Source organism: Erwinia typographi (assembly GCF_000773975.1).
In the GTDB taxonomy this organism is placed as follows: Bacteria; Pseudomonadota; Gammaproteobacteria; order Enterobacterales; family Enterobacteriaceae; genus Erwinia; species Erwinia typographi.
In genome coordinates, this window is the sequence record NZ_JRUQ01000016.1 from 112,038 (window position 1) to 135,319 (window position 23,282).

Below are 23,282 nucleotides of genomic sequence, written 5' to 3' on the forward strand. Positions count from 1 at the left end.
AAAGTCCGCCCTTAGAGTTGGAGCGTTGCTACTTGCCGATGACTGCGGCGTCGGCCTCAGAGGCTTCGTCGTTGGCTGCAGAAGTTGGCGTATAGTCCAGCTGCAGGATACGGCTGGTTTCTGCCATGACTTTCTCCGTAGCGGCCACGTTGCCGTTCAACTTCTTGCCGTTAGAGGGGATCAGGGCGGTCAGCTTGGTCTGCCACTCGACCGAACTGAATTTGTCTTCAAAGACTTTCTTCATCAGATCGAGCATGATCGGCGCAGCGGTGGAGGCACCCGGTGACGCCCCCAGCAGCACAGAGAGGGTGCCATCCTGCGAGGTCACCACTTCGGTGCCCAGCTTCAGCACGCCGCCTTTTTCCGCATCTTTCTTGATGATCTGTACGCGCTGTCCGGCCTTCACGCGACGCCAGTCTTCCATGCGGGCTGCGGGAAGATAATCCTGTAGCGCTTTAAGCCGATCGTCATCGGTCAGCATCACCTGGCCGATCAGGTATTTCACCAGATCAAAATTACTCAGGCCTACGTGCAGCATTGGCTTAATGTTTGACGAGGTTAGCGAGCCAAACATATCCAGCAGCGACCCTTCCTTAAGGAATTTGGTTGAGAAGGTGGCAAAGGGGCCAAACAGCAGCGTTTGCTTACCGTCCAACATGCGGGTATCCAGATGCGGCACCGACATCGGCGGCGCGCCGACAGAGGCTTTGCCGTAGACCTTCGCCTGGTGACGTTTCACCACATGAGGATTGTCGGTGACCAGGAATTCGCCGCCCACCGGGAACCCGGCATACGCTTTTGCTTCCGGGATACCCGATTTCTGTAGCAGCGTCAGTCCTGCACCGCCAGCACCGATAAATACGTATCTGGCGCACAGGATTTTTTGCTGGCCGTTGTTGTTCAGATCGGCAACCGTAACGCTCCAGCGTCCATCCTCGTTGCGCTTGATGTCGCGCACTTCATGCCTGGTTTTCAAGCTGAACCGCGGGCTTTTTTGCAGCGATTCTACCAGCTGATGCGTGATTTCACCGAAGTTCACGTCGGTGCCGGTCAGAATGCGGGTAGCCGCTACGCGTTCGCCCGCTTCGCGGCCCTCCATCATCAGCGGTATCCATTCCCTGATCTGCTCAGGATCTTCAGAATATTCCATGCCGCGGAACAGGGTACTTTTCTGCAGGGCCTCATAGCGTTTTTTCAGGAACCCAACGTTGTCTTCGCCCCAGACAAAGCTCATGTGCGGTACGCTGTTGATAAAGCTGCGCGGGGTATTGAGCATTCCCTTCTGTACCAGGCTGGCCCAGAACTGACGGGAAATCTGGAAGGATTCGTTAATGTCTATGGCTTTGCGGATGTCGATAGAGCCGTCAGCATCTCCAGGGGTATAGTTCATCTCTGCCAGCGCAGAGTGACCCGTGCCCGCATTATTCCAGCCGTTGGAGCTCTCTTTGGCGATACCGTCGAGACGCTCAACCATGCCGATGCGCCACGTCGGCTCAAGCTCCTGCAAATAGGTGCCGAGCGTGGCGCTCATGATGCCACCGCCGATCAGTAATACATCGACATCGTGGTGTTCATCTGTGGTCGACGCTGTTTTCGCAAAACCCAGCGTGTTAAAACAGCCAGCCAGGAGTGCAGCTAATTTTCGCATGAGGCGACATCTCCGTATGTTGAATCATCAACATGTTAAGCAGGAGAAACAGGCACGGCTTCTTGGGAATCCGTTTGCTGTCTCGTAAACCAGAGGTTTCTTTCAGAACAACCCCACTCAGAATGGCCGTATTACAGCCCGGGAGTGTGTTAGAAATATACCATTGTTACGAGGCAATTAAAAAATTGTTTAAAGATTAAAAATGAGAATGAAAATTCAAACGAAATTAGTAACATTGATAGCGGGCCGTAATACCGGCCCGCTCAGGAGGGGGGACAGAACGAGAGCTAATTGATTATCAGAGACTTAGGTTCCAGAAACGCATCGAGACCCCAGCGGCCCATTTCGCGGCCCAAACCGGAGTGCTTAAAACCGCCGAACGGCGCTTTCGGTTCATGAATCAGCGTATTAATCAGCACCCGCCCTGATTCAATCTGCCGGGCGACGCGGGTAGCCCTTTCCCTGTCCGCCCCCAGTACTAAAGCGCTCAGCCCGTAATCCGTTTCGTTAGCCAGCGCGATGGCTTCAGCCTCATCGCGATACGTTATCAGGCTCAGCACCGGACCAAAAATTTCCTCACGAGCAATCGTCATGCTGTTGTTTACGTCGGTAAACAGCGTCGGGCGGACATTCCAGCCGCGATCGATCCCTTCCGGGCGACCTTCGCCGCCAGCCAGCAACCGCGCGCCTTCCTCAATGCCGACGCGAATGTAGCGCTGCACGCGATCCCACTGCTTCTGGCTCACCATTGGCCCGATTTCAGTTTCGCTGGCGCGAGGGTTGCCGGAAACTGTACCGTTAACCGCGCTTGCCAGCGCCTGCTCACACTCTGCCTTGCGTGAGGCGGGGATAAAAATTCGGCTTCCGGCAATGCAGGCCTGCCCGCTGTTGATAAAACCGGCCTGAATGGCGAGCGGCGCGGCTTCGGCGAGGTCGGCATCGTCCAGGATCAGGGTGGGGGATTTTCCGCCCAGTTCCAGGGTGATACGTTTGAACGTTTCAGCACCGTTGCGCAGAATCGCTTTCCCTACGGCGGTTGAACCGGTGAAGGAGATTTTAGCGATATCAGGATGATGGCTGAGGGTTTCACCCACCACGTCGCCTCTCCCGGTGACAATATTGAACACGCCAGGCGGCAAACCGGCCTCATGCAGGGCTTCAGTGACAATCTGCGTTTGCAGCGCGCTCATTTCACTCGGCTTTATCACCGCCGTGCAACCTGCGGCGAGCGCGGTGGCCAGCTTGCTACAGATAAACCCAGCGTCGCTGTTCCACGGGGTGATCAGCCCGGCTACGCCGAGCGGCGTCATGATGACGCGAGCCAGCCCAACCTGCTGCTCAAACGGGTAGGCTTCGAGCGTGGCAATGGTCTGGTCAATCACCGCCGCTGGCCAGGCGGCCATCCAGCCAGAGCGGGCCGCCGGGGCGCCATATTCCAGAATAATGGCCTCCAGCAGATCGGCTTCACGCGCAGCCAGCGCCTGCCGCATGTTTTTCAGCATCGCCAGGCGTTCAGACCGGGTTGTCCGGGAAAAGGCCGGAAAAGCCGCTTTGGCGGCGGCAATGGCCCGCTGGGTATCCGTCACGTCGGCGAGGCGAACCTGCCCGATGGTCTCTTCGGTGGCCGGGTTGTACAGATCGAACCACTCCTCGCCGTGAGGCGTGACAAATTCACCGTTGATATAGATGTGGCTGATGCGCTGCATAATTTCTCTCCAGATAAGGGATGGAGTGAGTATAAGTCGCTGACACCATGCCGATAAGCTGGTATATCCTGCAATGGGTGTACCGATAATCAGGATAATCTATGCATCGTTCCGGTCTGATTGAGCTTGAGGTAGTAATGGCCGTGGCCCGTCGGGGTAGTTTTCGCGCGGCATCCCGTGAGTTGGGCATGTCACCCACGGCGGTTAGTAGCGCGGTGGCGGGGCTGGAGGCCCGGCTGGAAACGCGGTTGTTTAACCGCACCACCCGTAGCGTAGCGCTGACCGAAGCGGGCGTTCGCTATCTCGACAGAATTGGTCCGGCGCTGGATGAGATCCGCCATGCCTCCGAAGAGATTGGCAGCCACGGCGACGAGCCGGCAGGCACGCTGCGGCTGAACATGCCGATGGACGTCGCGAGCCTGATGTTCAATGCTGTGCTGGCCGACTATTTACGGCGCTATCCGCAAATGAAGCTGGAAATCGTCAGCGAGGCGCGGAGGGTGGATATTGTTGCGGAAGGATTTGATGCAGGCGTGCGGCTGGCCGAGTCGGTTCCGCAGGATATGATTGCCGTAGCGCTGACGGGCGACATACGGATGCGCATTGTTGGTTCACCGGCCTATTTTTCCCGCGTCGGCACGCCTCGCACCCCGGAAGCGCTGCAACAGCACGCTGGCTTGTGTATGCGGATGTCGCACGGCGGCGTTTACCGCTGGGAACTGGCAAAACAGGGCCAGCTGTTGGAGGTAGAGATCCCGCCCCGCGCCGTGTTCACCGACATGCGCACGCTGCGCGAAGCTGCGCTGGCCGGTTTTGGCCTGGCCTTTATGGCCGAGTTTCAGGTCGCTGAGGATTTACGGGCGGGTACGCTGATTTCCGTACTGGATGAATGGTCCGCGCCGTTTCCCGGCCTGCGGCTCTATTATCCGGGGCATCGCCACATTCCTGCCGGTTTAAAAGCGCTGATAGCGATGATCCAGCGGCGGCCGGGGTTCAGCCTGCTCTGAATGTCAGTCGCGCGGTACGGTGCGTGCGGGAGTTAAAAGAGCGGAGGGGGAAAGAACTCCTGCGCTGTGACCAGCGCAGGAGGCAGAGCATCAGGCGCTCTTCGCTGCCGCGGCCGCTTTCACGATCGCTGCGAACGCATCGGCTTTCAGCGATGCGCCACCAACCAGAGCACCGTCGATGTCCGGCTGAGCAAACAGTTCCGCCGCGTTCTTATCGTTAACCGAACCGCCGTACTGAATGATGACCTGCGCGGCCACGTTCGCGTCTTTCTTAGCAATGTGGTCACGGATGAATTTGTGTACGGCCTGAGCCTGAGCAGGGGTAGCCGATTTGCCTGTGCCGATAGCCCAGACTGGCTCGTAAGCAATCACTACGCCGTTGAATGCGTCAGCGCCCTGGGTGTTCAGCACTGCGTCGATCTGACGTGCGCACACTTCTTCGGTCTTGCCCGCTTCGTTTTCCGCTTCGGTTTCGCCGATGCACAGGACTGGCGTCAGGCCAGCCGCTTTCAGCACGGCAAACTGCTTAGCGATCTGTTCGTCGCTCTCTTTATGATAAGTACGACGCTCAGAGTGGCCGATAATGATGTACTGCGCGCCAACGTCTTTCAGCATGTCGGCGGAGATTTCACCGGTAAAGGCACCTGAAAGATTAACGTTAACGTTCTGCGCGCCAAGGGCGATATGGCTGCCAGAAATAGCGTGTTTCGCCAGGTCCAGATACATCACCGGAGGGGCAATGGCTACGCCGCAGCCGTCAACGCTGCTCAGCTCTTTACGCAGGCCGGCAATCAGCTCGTTGACCATATGTTTGCTGCCGTTCAGTTTCCAGTTACCCATTACTAACGGATGTCGCATTATATCCTCCACGCTTAGCGCGATGCTGTTAAATTACCCTGCCTTAGCAGCGTTGTCTGCCAGACAGTATAGAGATCAAAACCGCTAAAGGCTTTGCTTTTCGTCATCTTTGCAGAGGGTCAGTTGCCCGCCATAGCCAGTTTTATCGGCTCGATGGCGAAGGTCAGCCCCTTATCGCCGTTATCCGCTAGGATGTAGCGCACCGCCCCCTCGTCCTGGGTGTAGTAACGCGATCCTTTCCCTTTCACCAGCAGGTCATCCAGCCGTTTCAGGCTCTGTTCTTCATTGAGCGTCGGCTCAAAAAAACGTTCCATTGCGGCCATATAGGCGCGGGCTTTATCCCGCGCCGCTTTCTCTTCCGTCCCCGGTACCGGCAGCCAGGTTATCTGTAATGTTTTGATCTTACCGGTTCCCTGTTCAAGAGCGGTTGAAGCATAGAGATTTTCATTGATCTTGCTGGCTGCGCGGGTCAAATTACTCTTATCGCCACGGTTATCGATCGCGCGGTATTCAGCAATCTGTAACGTTGTGTTGATAGCATTATATTTTTCACGGAACTGACCGATGGTCATATCAAAGGTAGGCGAACCTGCCTGCAGATAAGGTGCGGAGGGCAGATGTTCAGTGCGGTCCTGCGCGGCAGGGGCGTTCTCTGCTCTCGCCGTCGTAAGCGCCAACAGTAACGTGATGCCCAGATAAAACGCTTTATTCATACTGTCTGCCCTAACAATAAATTCAGCTCAAGATTAGAACGGACAATGACCGGCAAAGTCAAAGCCTGACGCTGTTCTGGGGGATAAAAATGACCTTACAAGCGTGGTGTTTTTCCTGGCGAGGCCGTTTAGGACGGCGGGATCTGTGGGTCTGGCTGACGCTCTGGCTGGCGTTAATGATGATTCTTTCCCTGCTGGTGGATAAAGGCTGGGTCGGCCCGCAAACGGCGGCGTTTGGCGTGGTTTTCCTGCTATTGCCTACCAGCGCGGTGGTGGTTAAGCGTCTGCACGATCGTAATAAAGCCGGCTACTGGGCGCTGCTGCTGCTGGTTGCCTGGTTTTTACTGGCTGGCGACTGGGGAATGCTTTCCGCCCGCTGGCAGTGGGCGCTGGGGCGCTTTATTCCTACCCTGATCCTGGTGACGCTGATGCTGGAGCTGGGTACCTTCAGCGGTACGCCGGGCGAGAACCGCTTTGGAAAAACGGCCAGCCCGGTTAACTACTTTGGACGGAGAACGCCCGACTACCAGTAATGCTCGGCGGTCATATGGCCCGGCTTGCGCTTCAGGTGCTTGCGCATCTCCCTGGTCTCTTTCAGCAGCTGCTGGGTATCCCTGACCATTTGAGGATTACCGCAGAGCATGATATGACTGTCCCCGACCTGCATTGGCAGTCCGACCGCCGCTTCCAGTTCGCCGCTCTCGATCAGCGCGGGCACGCGGCCGGTCAGCGAACCGGTTATCTCTTCACGGCTTACCACCGTCTGAATCCTCAGCTGGCCGTTATAGCGCTGCTGAAGCTGCTGCATCAGCGGCAGGTAGCTCAGGTCCTGCGCATAGCGGGCGGCGTGAACCAGCACGATATTCTCAAAGCGCTCCAGCCCTTTGCCCTCTTGCAAAATGGAGAGATAGGGCCCAATGGCGGTGCCGGTGGCGAGCATCCACAGCGTTTTGCATTCGGGAATTTCATCCAGGACGAAGAATCCGGCGGACTCTTTGGTGATCATCACCTCTTCGCCAGGCTGAAGCGCATGCAGGCGAGGGCTGAGCTTCCCTTCCGGCACGGTGACCAGGTAGAACTCAAGATTATTGTCGCTCGGGGCATTGACGAAGGAGTAGGCGCGCTGGACCCGCTCTCCGTCAATTTCCAGCGCCAGCTTGGCAAACTGCCCGGCGGTAAAAGGGTCGATGGGGGCGGTGACGATCAGACTGAATAAACTGTCGGTCCAGTCGTGCACCTTAGTGATTCTGGCGTTAACCCATTCGGCCATAAACAACTCCTTATTCGGGGTGGGGGCAAGACGATTTAACGGTATCTTCCCTGGTCAGCCGCAGATTTTCCAGCCTCTGCCGGTAACAAAGCTCATATCGACAAATCTGCCGGACTCTATTCACTATAACGTACAGATTGATTTACGCTGCTGCCTGCTTTTTCTGACAGTCAGCCCCACGTCCTTTTTTAGCTCCCCTCTCGCTTTGTTAACCAATCCTGATATTTTCCTCGCCATAAGGTTCCTTTCTCCTGGCGTTACCGCTGACTTTTATGTATAGCGCCGATAATTGTGCTGATGAAATGAAAAAAATTGAAAACGGGCATCTGTTGGTGATGCTGATTGCGCTGGTGGCCGTTGGGCAGATGGCGCAAACCATCTATGTGCCTGCGATGGCGACTATCGCTGAGGCGTTTAACGTTCGTGACGGAGCCGTGCAGCGGGTGATGGCGGCCTATCTGATGACCTATGGCGGCTCACAGCTGCTGTATGGACCGCTATCGGACAATATCGGCCGCCGCCCGGTCATTCTGGCCGGGCTGGTGATTTTCTGCGTGGGTTCGCTGATCGCACTTGGTGCCCCGACCTTCGATATGTTGGTGCTGGGCAGCGCGATTCAGGGGCTGGGAACCGGTGTGGCAGGGGTAATGGCGCGCACTATGCCGCGTGACCTTTATGCAGGCGGTTCGCTCAGGCTGGCTAACAGCCTGCTGAATATGGGGATTCTGGTCAGCCCGCTTATCGCGCCGATCGTTGGCGCGCTGCTGACGCACTTGTTGGGATGGCAGGCCTGCTTTGCGTTTCTGCTGCTGTTCTGTGGCACCGTGGGGACGGCAATGCTGCGCTGGCTGCCGGAGACGCGCCCAGCGCCGGTTGAAAAACGCGCGCTGTTCTCACGCTATCTTCCACTGCTGGCTGACGGGACATTTATTCGCTATCTGATCATGCTGATGGGCGCGCTGGGCGGAATTGCCGTGTTTGAGGCCAGCTGCGGCGTGTTGATGGGTGGCGTGCTGGGGCTGAACAGTCTGACGGTCAGCCTGCTGTTCATCCTGCCGATCCCGGCAGCCTTCTTTGGCGCCTGGTTTGCCGGCAAAGAGAACCGGCCTTTCCAGCAGATGATGTGGTGGTCAGTAAACAGCTGCCTGCTGGCCGGTGCGATGATGTGGATCCCCGCGTGGTTTGGCGTGATGACCATCTGGACGCTGGTGGTGCCTGCGGCGGTATTCTTCTTCGGCGCCGGGATGCTGTTTCCGCTGGCGACAACCGGCGCGATGGAACCCTGGCCCTTTATGGCGGGTACGGCGGGCGCGCTGCTGGGCGGTTTGCAAAACCTCGGATCGGGACTGGCCGCCTGGCTCTCCGCGCTGCTGCCTCAGACCGGACAGTTCAGCCTTGGCATGCTGATGTTCGCGATGGCGCTGCTAATCCTGCTCTGCTGGCTGCCGCTTTCACGTCGGCCAGAGCCGCAGGCCTCGGCGGGTTGAAGTGCGCCTCTACGGCTGCCCGTAGAGGCTGGAGATCTCAATACCTTGTACCGGCGATTACAGAATAAAAGGATGCAGGTTTTCGTCTTTACGGTCGAGGTAGTGAATTGACTGAATGCGGCGGATGGTCCGCGATTTGCCGCGCACCAGCAGCGTTTCGGTGGTGGCGATGTTGCCTTTACGGGTGATGCCTTTTAGCAGATCGCCGCTGGTGATGCCGGTTGCCGAAAATATCACGTTATCGTTGCGCGCCATCTCGTCAAGGCGCAGAACCTTGCCGGCCTCAATGCCCATCTGCTGACAGCGCTTCAGCTCCTGCTCGCCAAGCGCCCGGTTCTCTGGCGTGTCGCCTTTCACATCGTGACGCGCCAGCAGGCGGCCCTGCATATCGCCGTCCATCGCACGGATAACGGCTGCGGAGATCACGCCTTCCGGGGCACCGCCGATGCCGTACATCACGTCGACTTCGCTGTCCGGCATACAGGTGAGGATTGAGGCGGCCACATCGCCATCGGGAATGGCGAAAATACGCACGCCCAACTGCTGTAACGCGGCGATAACGCCGTCGTGGCGCGGCTTAGCCAGAAGGGTCACGGTCAGTTCGGACAGCGGTTTTTGCAGCGCCTGCGCCACGCGCTTCAGGTTCTCCTCCAGCGGCAAGGCCAGATCGATCGCGCCTTTGGCTCCCGGCCCGACGATCAGTTTTTCCATGTACATATCCGGCGCGTTGAGGAAGCTGCCCTTGTCGCCAACCGCCAGTACGGCCAGCGCGTTGGATTGGCCCATTGCGGTCATCCGCGTTCCCTCAATCGGATCGACGGCGATATCTACGGCGTCACCTTCACCGCTACCTACCTTCTCGCCGATATACAACATCGGGGCTTCATCAATTTCACCCTCGCCAATGACGATCTGACCATCAATATTCACTTTGTTCAGCATGATGCGCATGGCGTGGACGGCAGCGCCGTCAGCAGCATTTTTATCGCCGCGTCCCAGCCACTTGTAGCCTGCCAGCGCAGCCGCTTCCGTTACGCGTGAAAATTCAATGGCAAGTTCTCGTTTCATGATTAGCCTCGGAAAAATGTTGAGGCGGGAAGTCTATCACAGCGGGGATGAAGGTGAGGGGAAAAGCCCGCGGCCAGAGCAGCCGCGGGCACTTTTTCAGACTTACGAATCGTCCTGTTCTTCCCACGCCTGGGCGCGGGAAACGGCTTTCTTCCAGCCTGCGTAGAGATAGTTACGCTGGGTGGTTTCAATACCAGGGCGGAATTCACGCTCAATTACCGCCTTGGCGCGAACTTCGTCCAGATCGGACCAGAAGCCTACGGCCAGGCCAGCCAGATAGGCAGAACCCAGCGCGGTCACTTCCAGCACCTCAGGGCGTTCGACGCGGGTTCCCAGAATGTCAGACTGGAACTGCATCAGGAAGTTGTTGGCTACCGCGCCGCCATCCACGCGCAGGGATTGCAGGCGCGTATTGGCATCAATTTGCATCGCCTCCAGCACGTCGCGAGTCTGATAAGCAATCGACTCCAACGTGGCGCGGATAATGTGGTTGGCATTCGCGCCGCGCGTCAGGCCGAAGATTGCCCCACGAGCATACGGGTCCCAGTAGGGAGCGCCGAGTCCGGTAAAGGCTGGCACCATATACACGCCGTTGCTGTCTTTCACTTTCGAGGCAAAGTATTCGGAGTCCGTCGCGTCGCCGATCAGCTTCATCTCGTCACGCAGCCACTGGATTGACGCGCCGCCAATAAACACCGCGCCTTCCAGCGCGTAGTTCACTTCGCCGCGTGGGCCACAGGCAATGGTGGTTAGCAGACCATTGCTTGAGGTTACCGCTTCGGTACCGGTATTCATCAGCATAAAGCAGCCGGTGCCGTAGGTGTTCTTCGCCATGCCCGGCTGAACGCACAGCTGGCCATACAGCGCGGCCTGCTGGTCACCGGCAATCCCGGCGATAGGAATACGCGTACCGCCCTTACCACCAATGTTGGTCTGGCCGTACACTTCTGAAGAGGATTTCACCTCTGGCAACATCTCACGCGGAATATCCAGGATCTCCAGCATACGCTGATCCCACTCCAGCTTGTGGATGTTAAACATCATGGTACGCGAGGCGTTAGTGTAATCGGTGATATGCACCCGTCCCTGCGTCATCTTCCACACCAGCCAGGAGTCGACGGTGCCGAACAACAGCTCGCCGCGTTTCGCCCGCTCGCGCGATCCGTCTACGTGGTCGAGGATCCACTTCACCTTGGTGCCAGAGAAGTAAGGGTTAATCACCAGGCCGGTGGTGTGCTGGATGTACTCTTCCAGCCCTTCTTTTTTCAGCTTCGCACAGTAATCTGCGGTACGCGGATCCTGCCAGACGATAGCGTTGTAGATCGGCTTACCGGTCTCTTTATCCCAGACAATGGTGGTTTCACGCTGGTTAGTGATGCCAATCGCGGCAATCTCATCAGAACGAATATCGGCATGAGCCAGCACTTCTACCAGAGTGGAGCTCTGCGAAGCCCAGATATCCATCGGGTCATGCTCAACCCAGCCGGGCTTCGGATAAATTTGCTGAAATTCGCGCTGGGAGACCGCAACGATGTTGGAGTCATGATCGAGGATCACGGCGCGTGAACTGGTCGTCCCCTGATCGAGCGCGACAATGTATTTTTTTTCTGTGGTCATAATTCATTCCTGATGGTGTAAAGGGTTAGCACTTACGCTTTACGTTGCTCAGCACGCGCTGTTGTCTTCTCGTCTTTCTTTACCACTACGGCTCCGGGCAGATTAGGGGCAATCAGAGAGCGGTAGCCGAATGCGCCCAGGCTGGCACCGACGATCGGTCCCAAAATCGGCACGAGGAAATAAGGAATATCACGGCCACCGGTGAAGGCGACGTTACCCCAACCTGCCAGCCAGGCAAAGAGTTTCGGACCGAAATCACGCGCCGGGTTAAGGGCGAAGCCGGTCAGAGGTCCCATCGCACCGCCGATCACCGCAATCAGCAGGCCAATCAGCAGCGGAGCCATAGGGCCGCGAGGCAGGCCGTTGCCATCATCGGTCAGCGCCATAATCAGGCCCATCATTACCGCCGTGATCACCGCTTCCACCAGGAACGCCTGACCCACGCCAATATGCGGGTTAGGGTAGGTGGAGAAGATCCCGGCCAGGTCTAAGCTTTCAATGCTGCCGCGGACCATCTGATGCGACTGTTCGTAGTCCAGGAACAAATTGTAGTAGAGACCGTAAACCAATGCGGCAGAGCAGAAGGCCCCGGCGATTTGTGCCAGAATATAGGGCACCACTTTACGGCGTTCAAAATTGGCGAAAATGCACAGGGCGATCGTGACCGCCGGGTTCAGATGCGCTCCAGAGATGGCGGCGCTGAGATAAATCGCCATGGCAACGGCGATGCCCCAGATGATACTGATTTCCCATTGCCCAAAACTTGCGCCAGCCAGCTTCATGGCGGCGACGCAGCCCGCACCAAAGAAGATGATGGTGGCGACACCAAGGAACTCTGCGATGCATTGCCCTTTAAGGGTAGTTGTTGCTGTCTGACTCATGATGACATTTCCTGAAGGCGAGGTTAAATGTTGTACAACGTTTTTTCTCTTTCCTTGAGCCGCCCAAATCTTTTGTAGGGCTGTTGTAAATTTATCGTTAACGAGCATAAACGAGAAATAGCGAAATCAAAAGTTGTGTGCTGTGTCATAAAAATGAGCGTTTTCGCGTCTTTTTGCTTTCCTGAAACAACATTTCATTTTTCTTTTTGGCGATTTCTCTCTCAAATCTTTAACCGCCGCCTTACTTTTGACCCGGCCGATGTTGCAAATTCCAGGTCTATGCTGAAAATTGTTAAAGACTGCGCCCGCTGCGGGTTCGCTGCTGGACTTGACGCGCCGCTCTACTTACAATCGGGACATCGTTGTTATCCGTGGACTGCCGGCTTATTCCCTGATGAACTGCGGCTGGCAACATCAACGCCTTGCTATTAGGAGAGGTCTTTTACAATGTCATTTGAAGTGTTCGAAAAACTGGAAGCGAAAGTACAGCAGGCGATTGATACCATCACCCTGTTGCAGATGGAAATTGAAGAACTGAAAGAGCAGAACACCAACCTGAACAATCAGGTTCAGCAGGCTGCCGGGAACAGTGATTCACTGGTGCGTGAAAACCAGCACCTGAAGGAAGAGCAGCTTGTCTGGCAGGAGCGCCTGCGTGCACTGCTGGGGAAAATGGAAGAGGTCTGATGACCAAAAGAGAAACGGGTGCCGCTGGCACCCGTTTTTTTATTCAATATCGAGCGGATCTTCGGAAAGGATGATGCCGGTGTTATCGGCATAGAGATGGTCGCCTGAGAAGAAGGTGACGCCGCCGAAATTCACCCGGATGTCGCTCTCGCCAATGCCTTCGCCTGCGGCACTCACCGGGATCGCGGCAATCGCCTGGATGCCAATGTCCAGCTCCTCCAGATCGTCAACCTGACGAACGGAGCCGTACACCACAATGCCTTCCCATTCGTTCTGTAGCGCCAGCCTTGCCAGCGCCGCGTCGATCAGGGCACGACGAACCGAGCCGCCGCCGTCAACCAGCAGAACGCGACCACGCCCGTTCTCCTCCAGCAGATCGTACAACAGCCCGTTGTCCTCGAAACATTTTACCGTGATGATTTGCCCGCCAAACGAGGTACGGCCACCGAAGTTTGAAAAGAGCGGTTCGACGACATTTACCTCTTCATGGTAGATATCGCAGAGTTCAGAAGTATCATATTTCATAAGGGTTTCGACTGTTTGCCACAGGAGCCTTGAGTATATCGCTTTCTCGCGGCTGTTGGCAAAATCATCAATTGTTAAAAGTTGCTTTGTGTCAAATACATCGCAGTTAATTCAGCACCAGGCCGAGTGAGAAAAGCAGGTTCAGCAGCAGGGCGGATTTAACGGTTTTCTCCAGCATTGGGCGCATGGCCACGGCAGAGGTTTCCCGCAGGATGTGGCGAGCCTGGTTGAACAGCAGCGGCGTTGCCAGCAGGAACAGCCATCCGCCAGGGTTAAGCGAAGCCAGCAGCGCAAACAGAGCGCAGCAGAGCAGAGAGCCGCCCAGCAGCAGGCAATGATAGCGTCTGGCGCCGACGGCGCCCAGACGCACCGCCAGCGTGTATTTGCCATGCTGCCGATCGCTTTCGATATCGCGCATATTATTGACGTTCAGCACCGCCACCGCCATCAGCCCGCAGGCCGTGGCGGGCAAAAAGAGCAGTGCAGGGAAGTGATGAGTTTGCAGATAGTTACTGCCCGCCACGCCCAGCCAGCCGAAGAAAATCAGCACGGAAGCATCGCCCAGCCCCAGATAGCCATAGGGTTTCTTCCCTACCGTATAGGCAATCGCCGCGACTATCGCGATGCCCCCCAGCGCAATAAAGCCAAAAATATCGTTAAGCGAGTGGCTGGCGCGCACGACCAGCCATACGCCGGAAATTATCGTGAGGGCGACGGTGAGGATCAGGGCGTTACGCATCTGCTGCTGGCTGATGGCCCCTTTTTGCATCCCTCTCAGTGGTCCGATGCGTGCAGGCGTGTCGCTGCCCTTTTGCGCATCGCCATAGTCATTGGCCAGGTTGGAGAGAATTTGTAGCAGGGCGGTGGTCAGCAACGCCAGCAGGGCCGTGGCCGGACTAAGCTGCCCCTGCCACCAGGCCAGCGCTGAACCGGTCATCACTGAAGCGCAGGCCAGCGGCAAAGTACGCAGGCGAAGGCTCTCAAGCCACGCGCGGGAGAGAGAGGTGCTGATAATGGGCTGGGGGTTATCCGTCATAGCGCTAATGGCCTTTGCTGAGAAGAGAGAAGGCGGAAACGTTGCGTTAGTCTATCCTCTGTCAGCCGGGTGAGAGTTATTCCACGTCAAGGATTATCCTGCCTGAACACTATTTCACCCAAAAAAAGGAGGCCGAAGCCTCCTGCCTTTGCTGCTGTTGCCGGAATTACAGAATAAAGCGGCTCAAATCTTCATCGGCTACCAGCTCATCCAGATGCTTACCGACGTAATCAGCATCAATGGTGAAGGATTCTCCGCTAAGATCGCTGGCGTCATAGGAGATCTCTTCCATCAGCCGTTCCAGTACCGTGTGCAGGCGACGCGCACCAATGTTCTCAGCGGTTTCATTCACCTGCCAGGCCGCGGCGGCAATCTTACTGATGCCATCTTCAGTGAAGTGAATGTCCACCCCTTCGGTTTTCATCAGCGCCTTATACTGTACGGTAACCGAGGCGCTCGGCTCCGTCAGAATGCGCTCGAAGTCATGGGTGGTCAGCGCCTGTAGCTCGACGCGAATCGGTAAACGACCCTGCAACTCAGGGATAAGATCCGACGGGCTGGCGACCTGGAACGCGCCTGAAGCGATAAACAGAATGTGGTCGGTTTTCACCATGCCGTGCTTGGTGGAGACGGTGCAGCCCTCAACCAGCGGCAGCAGATCGCGCTGTACGCCTTCTCGCGATACGTCCGGACCGGAGCTTTCGCCACGCTTACAGACTTTGTCGATTTCATCAATAAAGACGATACCGTGCTGTTCAACCGCATCAATGGCTTCCTGCTTTAGCTCTTCAGGATTCACCAGCTTGGCTGCCTCTTCCTCAATAAGAATTTTCATCGCGTCTTTGATTTTCAGCTTACGCGGCTTCTGCTTCTGGTTGCCAAGGTTCTGGAACATTGATTGCAGCTGGCTGGTCATCTCTTCCATGCCCGGAGGGGACATAATTTCCACGCCTATCGGCGTAGCGGCCAGATCGATTTCAATCTCTTTATCGTCCAGCTGGCCTTCCCGCAGTTTTTTGCGAAACGACTGGCGTGCGGCAGACGGTTCAGCCGCCGCTTCTGGCTGTCCCCAGTTGTTTTTCGCCGGTGGGATCAGCACGTCAAGAATACGCTCTTCCGCCATCTCTTCGGCGCGATAGCGGTTCTTCTCAATCGCCTGAGAACGCACCATTTTAATCGCAGAGTCGGTCAGATCGCGGATAATTGAATCCACTTCTTTGCCGACGTAGCCGACTTCGGTGAACTTGGTGGCTTCAACCTTGATGAACGGCGCGTTAGCCAGCTTCGCCAGACGGCGGGCAATTTCTGTTTTACCCACGCCGGTCGGACCGATCATCAGAATGTTTTTCGGCGTGACTTCGTGGCGCAGCTCTTCGTCGAGCTGCATCCGGCGCCAGCGGTTACGCAGGGCGATAGCCACGGCGCGCTTGGCGTCGTCCTGGCCAATGATGAATCTGTTCAGTTCGCTAACGATCTCGCGCGGAGTCATTTCGGACATAGTTGGGATCCTTACGCTTTAGACGGTAATTCTTCGATAGTGAGATTGTGGTTGGTGTAGATGCAGATATCACCTGCAATACCCAGTGCTTTTTCCACGATGTCGCGCGCGTCGAGCTCGGTATTTTCCAACAGCGCACGGGCGGCAGCCTGCGCGTAAGGACCACCTGAACCAATGGCGATTAAATCGTTTTCCGGCTGAATGACGTCGCCATTGCCGGTGATAATCAGGGAGGCATTTTCATCGGCTACCGCCAGCAGCGCTTCCAGCTTGCGCAACATGCGATCGGTACGCCAGTCTTTAGCCAGTTCAACGGCCGCTTTCACCAGATGGCCCTGGTGCATTTCCAGCTTGCGTTCGAAGAGTTCAAACAGAGTGAAGGCATCCGCAGTCCCGCCAGCAAAACCGGCAATGACTTTGTCATTATAAAGACGACGCACTTTTTTCACGTTGCCCTTCATTACGGTATTGCCGAGGGTAGCCTGGCCATCACCGCCAATTACTACCTGGCCGTTGCGTCGTACACTTACAATTGTTGTCACGGGCAGACCCCTTGTTGCAGTCAGAAGATCGCCCCGCAGCTCAGCTACGGGGCATTGATGCAACCAGATATGGGGCGGCTTTGAAGGGTTTCAACCCCCAACGGCGAGAGGAATACAATTTGAGTGGCCGGAGCCGCGCAGGCTTTTCAGCGTGCTTTCAGCGGCCGGACGGCTGTTATACGGGCCAATGACCACGCGATTCCAGCCGCCGCCGGTGGTGATTCGGCTCTCAAATCCTTCAAAGGCCAGCTGAGCACGGATAGACTCGGCCTGGTCGGTTCCTTTGAACGATCCGCACTGCACCATCCAACGCTGGGATTTTTCAGCCTCCTTCGGTTTGCTCTCGGCCTTCGGCTGTTGGGCGGTCTGTGCTGGCGGCTGTCGGGCTGGCTCGCGGGTGACCGGAGCGACTGGCGTTATCGGGGCTGGTCGGGTAGCTTGCTGCTGTGGCTGGCGAGACTGTTGCTGCGGCTGGCTCTGCTGCTGTGGCAGGCGAGACTGTTGTTGCAGTTGGCTCTGCTGCTGCTGGCGTTGCAGGGTCTGCTGACGCTGCGCCGGGGTCTGCTCGTTCCACGGCACTTCGTTCAGCTGCGTAGGCTGCTGACGCATGTCGGACTGCATCTGCTCCAGCAGCTGGCGCTGCTCGTCGGTCAGCTGAGTCTGGGAGTGCACTTCGCCGCCGGATGAGGGTTCAACCGGCGTCGGCGCGATAATCTGCCGGTTTTCCAGCTCTTTAATATAGCGCCAGCGCTCCTCCGGCTTGGGCGGCAGGCCGTTACCGACGGCTTTATGATCCGGGATGACCTGCGCTTCTTCTTTTTTATGATGGGCAATAAACCACAGGCCGCCGACAAACGTTACCAGTACGGCAACGGCCAGCACCACCATGATTTTTGATACACCTGAACCACTGCTGCGCTTTTTAGTACTGCGACTGTTGGTCTTCTTGCGACGCGTCCCTGTCGAACGCCCGCGGCCTACGTAATCTTTTTGTGCCACTATCGTTCCGCTAATAATCAATGAAAGGTGGGTAGCCGGGAAAAAGTGAGCGCGCCCGGCTATTAGCACGTCATGTTACTCAAGGGCCGGAAGTTTGACCAGCGGGGATACTCCTAAGAATCTACTGATTCTTAAATTTTCGCCCGTACCTGAGGGAATTTTTTGACTTTTAGTCCTTTTCCCGCAGGGACGGAGCGGTACTACCACGAATTTTTAGTTCAAAATCCAGCAGGCGCGAACCGCTGTTGACGGTTTTCCCCTGGAGCTGTTCCAACAGGAGCAGCATCGCTTCGCGGCCAATATTGAACCTTGGCTGGGCAACGGTGGTGAGCTGAGGATCGCTGTAGCGGGAAAGCTCAATGTCATCAAAACCAATCAGCGACAGATCCTGTGGAACGCGCAGCCCCATAATTTTTGCCTGCGACATCGCGCCGAGCGCCATGATATCGCTGTGACAGAACAGTGCATCCGGGGGCTGAGGTAACGTCATCAGCTGTTTCATCGCGCGCGAACCGGCGTCAAATGTAAAGTCGCCGCGCACAATATACTGTGGATCGACCGCAATGCCGCTGCGCCTTAATGCCTGGATGTATCCCTGAAGGCGATACTGGCACAGGGGCATATCCTGCGGCCCGGCGATACAGGCGATACGGCTATGGCCGAGCTTCAGCAGATGATTCACCGCTTCAAAAGCCGCCGTCAGGTTATCGATATGTACCGTGGGGAGTTCAAGCTCAGGCGCAAATTCGTTGGCCATCACCATCGGCGGCAGGTTACGTTGCTCTTCAATGCTGGTCTCGAAAGGAACCTGTGAGCCCAGCAGCACCATGCCGTCGATCTGTCGGGTCATGACCAGATTGAGAAAGGATTTTTCCTGCCGGTTCTGATGGGCGCAATCACCGATCAGCACCAGATAGCCCCGGTCGGCGGCAACCACTTCAATACCGCGGATCATTTCGCTGAAAAAAGGATCGCAGATGTCCGGCACAATCACCAGAATAGTGCGGGATTCGCTGCGCCTGGCGCTGCGGGCCATGGCATGGGGAGAGTAGCCTACGGCAATCACCGCCAGCTCGACTTTCTTACGCGTAGCGGCAGAGACCTTTTCTGGGTTCATCAGGGCGCGCGAAACGGTCGCCGTTGATACGCCTGCTTTCTCAGCCACGTCCTTCATGGTCGCGCCTGTTGTCTCTTGATTCTGCTCCAACGCTTTTCTCCTCACGCCAGCTTCAGCTGACCTGACATTTGGCTATGATTCTCGTAATAAACAGGCCGTTCCAGGTCCGTTTGCAGGCTAACTAACTCTATTTATCAGATGCGGCGGCAGGCCGTTACTTAATTTGCATAAAAATTGTGACGAGTGCGACTTTTTTCGACGTCGCTCGCAGCGTCCAGCCGTTTTAACCTTCGACAGGATCGACATCCAGCGTCCATTTCACCTTGCGTGCCTGGGGCAGCGTGCCGATCAGCGGCAGAGTATTTTTAATCAGTCGCTGCAACATGCTGCGCGAAGGATGCTGTAACAACAACTGCCAACGAAAGCGTCCCCCTCGCTTAGGTTGCAGAGCAGGGACCGGGCCCATCACCCAAAAGGCCTCATCTCTTAGCGGGCTGGATTCCAGCAGATTACGCAGCTGTTGCAGGAACAGGGACGACTGCTGGTTATCATGGTCTTCCGAGCGAAACAGCACATGGCTGGTAAACGGCGGCAGAAATACCGTTTTTCGCTCACTCAGCGCCTGCTGAGCAAACGCATCGTAGCCCTGGTGCAGCAGAGTTTGCAGCAGCGGATGATCGGGATGGTGGGTTTGCAGCATCACTTCGCCCTGTTTTCCCGCGCGGCCCGCACGACCGGCCACCTGGGTGTAGAGCTGCGCGAAGCGTTCAGCGGAACGGAAATCCGCCGAAAAAAGCGCGCCGTCAACATCCAGCAGAGACACCAGCGTGACGTCGGGGAAGTGGTGACCTTTCGCCAGCATTTGAGTACCGACCAGAATCCGCGCGCCGCCCCGATGGACGTCAGCAAGATGCTGCTCCAGCGCCCCTTTACGGCTGGTGGTGTCGCGATCAATGCGCGACAGCGGAACCGCAGGGAAAAGTTCAGAAAGATTGTGTTCAAGCTGTTCAGTACCCAGCCCCACCGGCACCAGGTGCGTCGATCCGCACTGGGGACACTGATGGGGGATCGGGCGCTGGCTGTCACAATGATGGCAGCGCAGCTGGCGCTGATGCTGGTGCAGCGTGTAGTAACTGTCGCAGCGCTGACATTCGGCAATCCAGCCGCACTCATGGCACAGCATGGCTGGCGAGAAGCCGCGCCGGTTAAGAAACAGCAGCACCTGATTATCGGCTTTGAGATGCTGGTCGATCTTTTTGATCAGCATCGGCGAGAGCCCACCCTGGAGCTTGACGCCCTTCAGGTCGATTAGCTGCTGCGTTGCCGGGCGGGCGTTTCCGGCCCGCTTGCTCAGATTGAGCTGGCGGTATTTGCCCATCTGCACGTTATGCAACGTTTCCAGGGAGGGCGTTGCGGTGCCCATCACGATCGGGATAGCTTCCTGACGGGCGCGAAATACCGCCAGATCTCTGGCCTGATAGCGCCAGCCGTCCTGCTGTTTATAGGAGCTGTCGTGCTCTTCATCAATGATGATCACCCCCAGACGGGTAAACGGCGTAAACAGCGCAGAGCGCGTGCCAATCACAATGGCCGTTTCGCCCTGGCGCGCGCGCAGCCAGACGGCTAACCGCTCGCTATCGTTCAGCGCTGAGTGCAGTACGTCTACGGGGGCGGAAAATCTTTCCCTGAAGCGGGCGATGGTCTGCGGCGTCAGGCCAATTTCCGGTACCAGCACCAGCGCCTGGCCGCCGTTAGCCAGCACGTTCTCCAGCACGCTGAGATAGACCTCCGTTTTGCCGGATCCGGTGATGCCGGCCAGCAGCCAGGCGGCAAAATGATCATCCTCGCTGCGTATGGCGCCGACCGCCGTTGCCTGCTCGGTATTCAGTCTAAGCCGTTCGCCTTTAACCGCATAGCTGGTGCGCCAGTCCTGCTGCATCCTCGGCTGCGCCCGTAAATCGCAGAGCCCTTTTACCCTCAGCGCCTGTAAAGTGGCGTCGGTGATATCGTGATGGCTGACTTCATGGCGATAAAGGGCCCGCTGGCGCAGCGCGGCCAGCGCCTGCTGCTGTTTTGGCGCCCGTTTCAGGTTTTCCGGCGCCGTCACTTTACCCGTTTCGGTGAGGAACCATTGATAAAGCGGGGCTTCCTCAGCCGGTTTACCCTGACGCAGCAGTACCGGCATCGCGTGAAACAGCACTTCACCCAGCGGAAAGTGGTAGTAGTCCGCCGCCCAGAGCAAAATGCGCCAGAGTGAAGGAGGGTAGAGCGATTCGTTATCCAGCACTTCATGCACGGGTTTCAGCTGATCCAGCGGAAATTCGCTGGTTTCAGACACGGCCACCACTACCCCGACAGCGTTACGTTTGCCAAAAGGCACGCTGACTCTGCAACCCGCTGCGGGCAACGGCTGATGAGAGGGCAACGCATAGTCAAAGTTGCGGTCAAGGGGGACGGGAAGCGCGACCTGAACAACGGGCATGAATTCATCCAGATGAAATTGGGAACGGAATAGTGTACACTGTGTCGTCCTGAATGTGCGGATTCGATTGCAGCGGGCGGTTACTTTCTGTATAGTTCGCCGCCGTTGATGCGGCATTTTGGTATCAACACACCTGAATTTTAATCTTCGTGTGGTGCTTGTGCAGGGCTAATCCTGGCACGGGAGAGCGACACGGCCTTAACTGAGGTTTTCCCATGAAAAAAGGTATTCACCCTAATTACGCTGAAGTTACTGCTAAATGTTCTTGCGGTAATGAAATCAAAACCCGCTCAACCGTGGGTCACGACCTGAACCTGGACGTCTGTGGCAACTGCCACCCGTTCTACACCGGCAAGCAGCGTGACGTTGCAAGCGGTGGTCGTGTTGATCGCTTTAACAAGCGTTTCAGCCTGCCTGGCAGCAGCAAGTAAGCCGCCTGAACGAAACGGCCTCCGTTTCGGATGCAGTGAAAAACCCAGCTCAGGCTGGGTTTTTTTATGGCTAAAAGAAAAAAGGCTCCGCGGGAAGCTGGCGGAGCCTTTACAAGCTAGCGGAGGTCAGTCTGCACCAGCCGGGATTTCAGCATTTTTCTTAAGCGGCTTTAAGTTCTTCTGGCATTTCTGTTTCATCCAGATCTTCTGGTTCTTCAGCGGTATTTAGTTTAATTTCTTTCACTTCAAGATTTCCGCTCATTTCATCGACCGTTTTAATTTTCGGCGCCTCCACTTTCAGCAAATCTGCTTTGACAGTGCCATTTTGACACGCGAACCATAAGAAGCATTTGGCCATTAAAATTTCACCATCAGTCTTAAGAGTAAGCGTCTTGCTCTTAAGCGTGCCATAATTAGTGATCGCGTTTTTTCCATAAATACTCATATCGTTAGTTGCGGAAATCAGGCCGGTATTTTCTAATCCTAAAGAGCTGATGTCTACCTCTCCACCACTTATTTCGGTACGGTTATTGACCTTCATCGCAACGACAGTGGTTTTTCCAGTAGACGTAATGCTGCCTTTGTCATTATTCACGCTATTAGTCGCTGTCAGTAAAACTGCATTTTTTCCAGAGATCGTACCAAGATTATTGATGCTACTAAAGAAAACTGGCGAACTTTCGCCACCGATACTGCCGCTATTAATCAAAATGGCATTCTCTGACTTAATGTTTCCTGAGTTGCGAATATCCTGATTAGCGTTGATGACAATATTTCCAGTGTTGCTGGCTAATTCTCCGGTAGAAGAATTTTCAATATTTTTTACCGAAGTTAAGTTAATCGAATCAGCCTTCATCGAGCCTGCGTTCGTGATGGCCCCGCTGGCTGAAATGAAAATTTTATCTGATTGTAATATCCCGGTGTTATTGACGCCAACGCCCGCTGAGGTGGAAACCAGTACAATCTGATCGGCCGTAACGCCACCTAATGATTTCACATCAATACCGGTACCCTGATACTGTGCAAGGGGCTTTATGTCGCCATTGGCGACAGTATATTGATACATACCGGCAACTGCGTTCAGGGCACCGGTTTCAACTTTACCGTTGAGAATAATTTTTTCAGCCAGAATATCGGTAAAGCTATTCAGGTTTTTTAATCCGCTATTCTCAATGGTAATCTTACCTTTAAGCACGTTATAGTTAGTCAGGGCGCCATCCTTGAACACGGGTGTTCCAGTACTCAGCGTAACCCTGTTGCTGTTAATGAAGCTGCAGCCTGAACAGGTGATGCCATTGGGATTGGCGATAATGACATCGGCCCGCTGTCCGGCGACCTCAAGGAATCCATTTAATTTTGATGCTTTGTTTGAAATGACCTCGTTCAGAATGACTTTAGCCGACTCATTAAGCTTCCTGTTTTTCGGTATGTTGCCATTAGGACGATAAATATCTTCGATGCTGTTGTTCAATATGGTGCCTTTAGGACCCACATTAAATTCTTTTAACATGTTATGGGATAATCCATTTGCATTCGTCTTATTGATGTTGATAACAGTAGCGCCGCTGGTATGAATATAACTCGGGGAATTTGAATCGGCATAAACTGCGCCGGAGAGCAGAGCCGCAGTCGTGGTTAAAGAGAGTAAGTTAAATTTGGCGTTCATAATTAATCCTTTAATGTAATGTTGTGACTATTTACTGCTGGTGA

The 23,282-nt window shown here is 55.7% G+C and carries 21 protein-coding genes; 5 read left to right on the forward strand and 16 right to left on the reverse strand.

What is annotated here, in order from left to right; all coding sequences use genetic code 11:
* Positions 1-28: 28 nt before the first annotated feature.
* The gene (mqo, locus tag NG99_RS03805) at positions 29-1,648 is read right to left on the reverse strand and encodes a malate dehydrogenase (quinone) (protein ID WP_052130541.1); all 1,620 of its coding nucleotides are present in this window, start codon (positions 1,646-1,648) and stop codon (positions 29-31) included.
* A 287-nt stretch (positions 1,649-1,935) separates the two neighbouring features.
* Positions 1,936-3,354 (reverse strand): aldehyde dehydrogenase family protein, encoded by a 1,419-nt coding sequence (locus NG99_RS03810; protein WP_034888568.1) that lies wholly within the window; start codon positions 3,352-3,354, stop codon positions 1,936-1,938.
* Between the two features lie 101 nt (positions 3,355-3,455).
* On the opposite strand from NG99_RS03810, the gene NG99_RS03815 reads away from it, so the two are divergent.
* The gene (locus tag NG99_RS03815; protein WP_034888570.1) at positions 3,456-4,361 is read left to right on the forward strand and encodes a LysR family transcriptional regulator; all 906 of its coding nucleotides are present in this window, start codon (positions 3,456-3,458) and stop codon (positions 4,359-4,361) included.
* Between the two features lie 90 nt (positions 4,362-4,451).
* Here NG99_RS03815 and tpiA read toward each other — a convergent pair whose 3' ends face one another.
* Positions 4,452-5,219 carry a triose-phosphate isomerase gene (gene tpiA, locus NG99_RS03820; protein WP_034888572.1) on the reverse strand — a complete coding sequence of 256 codons (768 nt, stop codon included), beginning with the start codon at positions 5,217-5,219 and terminating at the stop codon, positions 4,452-4,454.
* Between the two features lie 119 nt (positions 5,220-5,338).
* Positions 5,339-5,932 carry a DUF1454 family protein gene (locus NG99_RS03825; protein WP_034888573.1) on the reverse strand — a complete coding sequence of 198 codons (594 nt, stop codon included), beginning with the start codon at positions 5,930-5,932 and terminating at the stop codon, positions 5,339-5,341.
* A gap of 89 nt (positions 5,933-6,021) precedes the next feature.
* On the opposite strand from NG99_RS03825, the gene NG99_RS03830 reads away from it, so the two are divergent.
* Positions 6,022-6,465, forward strand: coding sequence for a DUF805 domain-containing protein (locus tag NG99_RS03830; protein WP_034888576.1), 444 nt, complete (start codon positions 6,022-6,024; stop codon positions 6,463-6,465).
* Here NG99_RS03830 and fpr read toward each other — a convergent pair.
* A complete protein-coding gene (gene fpr, locus NG99_RS03835) occupies positions 6,456-7,202 on the reverse strand; it encodes a ferredoxin--NADP(+) reductase (protein WP_034888577.1) in 747 nt (248 codons plus the stop codon). The two genes, NG99_RS03830 and fpr, sit on opposite strands and share 10 nt — an antisense overlap.
* A gap of 302 nt (positions 7,203-7,504) precedes the next feature.
* Here fpr and emrD point away from each other — a divergent pair, with 302 nt between their 5' ends.
* Positions 7,505-8,689, forward strand: coding sequence for a multidrug efflux MFS transporter EmrD (gene emrD, locus NG99_RS03840; RefSeq protein ID WP_034888627.1), 1,185 nt, complete (start codon positions 7,505-7,507; stop codon positions 8,687-8,689).
* A gap of 57 nt (positions 8,690-8,746) precedes the next feature.
* On the opposite strand, the gene glpX is transcribed toward emrD, so the two are convergent.
* The 3 genes from glpX to NG99_RS03855 form a co-directional block, all read right to left on the reverse strand.
* Positions 8,747-9,757, reverse strand: a complete 1,011-nt coding sequence (gene glpX, locus NG99_RS03845; protein ID WP_034888579.1) for a class II fructose-bisphosphatase — start codon at positions 9,755-9,757, stop codon at positions 8,747-8,749.
* A 102-nt stretch (positions 9,758-9,859) separates the two neighbouring features.
* A complete protein-coding gene (glpK, locus tag NG99_RS03850; protein WP_034888581.1) occupies positions 9,860-11,374 on the reverse strand; it encodes a glycerol kinase GlpK in 1,515 nt (504 codons plus the stop codon).
* A 32-nt stretch (positions 11,375-11,406) separates the two neighbouring features.
* Entirely contained in the window at positions 11,407-12,255 is an 849-nt protein-coding gene (locus NG99_RS03855) for an MIP/aquaporin family protein (RefSeq protein ID WP_034888583.1), read from the reverse strand.
* Positions 12,256-12,702: 447 nt separating this feature from the next.
* Between NG99_RS03855 and zapB the strand changes: the two genes are divergently transcribed.
* On the forward strand, positions 12,703-12,942 hold the full coding sequence (zapB, locus tag NG99_RS03860) for a cell division protein ZapB (protein WP_034888585.1): 240 nt from the start codon (positions 12,703-12,705) through the stop codon (positions 12,940-12,942).
* Positions 12,943-12,981: 39 nt separating this feature from the next.
* Here zapB and rraA read toward each other — a convergent pair whose 3' ends face one another.
* The 7 genes from rraA to priA all read right to left on the reverse strand — a co-directional run bounded on the left by rraA (position 12,982) and on the right by priA (position 21,141).
* The gene (gene rraA / locus NG99_RS03865; RefSeq protein ID WP_034888587.1) at positions 12,982-13,467 is read right to left on the reverse strand and encodes a ribonuclease E activity regulator RraA; all 486 of its coding nucleotides are present in this window, start codon (positions 13,465-13,467) and stop codon (positions 12,982-12,984) included.
* A gap of 106 nt (positions 13,468-13,573) precedes the next feature.
* Positions 13,574-14,503: a 1,4-dihydroxy-2-naphthoate polyprenyltransferase gene (locus tag NG99_RS03870; protein WP_034888589.1), complete on the reverse strand. Its 930-nt coding sequence runs from the start codon at positions 14,501-14,503 to the stop codon at positions 13,574-13,576.
* 166 nt (positions 14,504-14,669) lie between these two features.
* Positions 14,670-16,001 (reverse strand): HslU--HslV peptidase ATPase subunit, encoded by a 1,332-nt coding sequence (gene hslU, locus NG99_RS03875; protein ID WP_034888590.1) that lies wholly within the window; start codon positions 15,999-16,001, stop codon positions 14,670-14,672.
* 11 nt (positions 16,002-16,012) lie between these two features.
* Positions 16,013-16,543, reverse strand: coding sequence for an ATP-dependent protease subunit HslV (gene hslV, locus NG99_RS03880; RefSeq protein ID WP_034888591.1), 531 nt, complete (start codon positions 16,541-16,543; stop codon positions 16,013-16,015).
* 90 nt (positions 16,544-16,633) lie between these two features.
* Positions 16,634-17,542 carry a cell division protein FtsN gene (gene ftsN, locus NG99_RS03885; protein WP_034888593.1) on the reverse strand — a complete coding sequence of 303 codons (909 nt, stop codon included), beginning with the start codon at positions 17,540-17,542 and terminating at the stop codon, positions 16,634-16,636.
* A gap of 169 nt (positions 17,543-17,711) precedes the next feature.
* A complete protein-coding gene (gene cytR / locus NG99_RS03890; protein WP_034888595.1) occupies positions 17,712-18,749 on the reverse strand; it encodes a DNA-binding transcriptional regulator CytR in 1,038 nt (345 codons plus the stop codon).
* 193 nt (positions 18,750-18,942) lie between these two features.
* Positions 18,943-21,141 (reverse strand): primosomal protein N', encoded by a 2,199-nt coding sequence (gene priA / locus NG99_RS03895; protein ID WP_034888599.1) that lies wholly within the window; start codon positions 21,139-21,141, stop codon positions 18,943-18,945.
* A gap of 215 nt (positions 21,142-21,356) precedes the next feature.
* On the opposite strand from priA, the gene rpmE reads away from it, so the two are divergent.
* Positions 21,357-21,572, forward strand: coding sequence for a 50S ribosomal protein L31 (rpmE, locus tag NG99_RS03900; RefSeq protein WP_034888601.1), 216 nt, complete (start codon positions 21,357-21,359; stop codon positions 21,570-21,572).
* Positions 21,573-21,732: 160 nt separating this feature from the next.
* Here the strand turns inward: rpmE and NG99_RS27440 are convergent, their stop codons facing one another.
* Entirely contained in the window at positions 21,733-23,238 is a 1,506-nt protein-coding gene (locus tag NG99_RS27440) for a filamentous hemagglutinin N-terminal domain-containing protein (RefSeq protein ID WP_052130542.1), read from the reverse strand.
* Positions 23,239-23,282: the final 44 nt, after the last annotated feature.

What these genes read in the sequence shown, in the direction of transcription:
- emrD (WP_034888627.1), top strand. Translation starts at nt 7,505, where the DNA reads ATGAAAAAAATTGAAAACGGGCATCTGTTGGTGATGCTGATTGCGCTG.
- NG99_RS03815 (WP_034888570.1), top strand. Translation starts at nt 3,456, where the DNA reads ATGCATCGTTCCGGTCTGATTGAGCTTGAGGTAGTAATGGCCGTGGCC.
- rraA (WP_034888587.1), bottom strand. Translation starts at nt 13,467, where the DNA reads ATGAAATATGATACTTCTGAACTCTGCGATATCTACCATGAAGAGGTA.
- priA (WP_034888599.1), bottom strand. Translation starts at nt 21,141, where the DNA reads ATGCCCGTTGTTCAGGTCGCGCTTCCCGTCCCCCTTGACCGCAACTTT.
- glpK (WP_034888581.1), bottom strand. Translation starts at nt 11,374, where the DNA reads ATGACCACAGAAAAAAAATACATTGTCGCGCTCGATCAGGGGACGACC.
- NG99_RS03825 (WP_034888573.1), bottom strand. Translation starts at nt 5,932, where the DNA reads ATGAATAAAGCGTTTTATCTGGGCATCACGTTACTGTTGGCGCTTACG.
- fpr (WP_034888577.1), bottom strand. Translation starts at nt 7,202, where the DNA reads ATGGCCGAATGGGTTAACGCCAGAATCACTAAGGTGCACGACTGGACC.
- NG99_RS03870 (WP_034888589.1), bottom strand. Translation starts at nt 14,503, where the DNA reads ATGACGGATAACCCCCAGCCCATTATCAGCACCTCTCTCTCCCGCGCG.
- mqo (WP_052130541.1), bottom strand. Translation starts at nt 1,648, where the DNA reads ATGCGAAAATTAGCTGCACTCCTGGCTGGCTGTTTTAACACGCTGGGT.
- NG99_RS03810 (WP_034888568.1), bottom strand. Translation starts at nt 3,354, where the DNA reads ATGCAGCGCATCAGCCACATCTATATCAACGGTGAATTTGTCACGCCT.
- NG99_RS03855 (WP_034888583.1), bottom strand. Translation starts at nt 12,255, where the DNA reads ATGAGTCAGACAGCAACAACTACCCTTAAAGGGCAATGCATCGCAGAG.
- NG99_RS27440 (WP_052130542.1), bottom strand. Translation starts at nt 23,238, where the DNA reads ATGAACGCCAAATTTAACTTACTCTCTTTAACCACGACTGCGGCTCTG.
- zapB (WP_034888585.1), top strand. Translation starts at nt 12,703, where the DNA reads ATGTCATTTGAAGTGTTCGAAAAACTGGAAGCGAAAGTACAGCAGGCG.
- rpmE (WP_034888601.1), top strand. Translation starts at nt 21,357, where the DNA reads ATGAAAAAAGGTATTCACCCTAATTACGCTGAAGTTACTGCTAAATGT.
- hslU (WP_034888590.1), bottom strand. Translation starts at nt 16,001, where the DNA reads ATGTCCGAAATGACTCCGCGCGAGATCGTTAGCGAACTGAACAGATTC.
- glpX (WP_034888579.1), bottom strand. Translation starts at nt 9,757, where the DNA reads ATGAAACGAGAACTTGCCATTGAATTTTCACGCGTAACGGAAGCGGCT.
- tpiA (WP_034888572.1), bottom strand. Translation starts at nt 5,219, where the DNA reads ATGCGACATCCGTTAGTAATGGGTAACTGGAAACTGAACGGCAGCAAA.
- NG99_RS03830 (WP_034888576.1), top strand. Translation starts at nt 6,022, where the DNA reads ATGACCTTACAAGCGTGGTGTTTTTCCTGGCGAGGCCGTTTAGGACGG.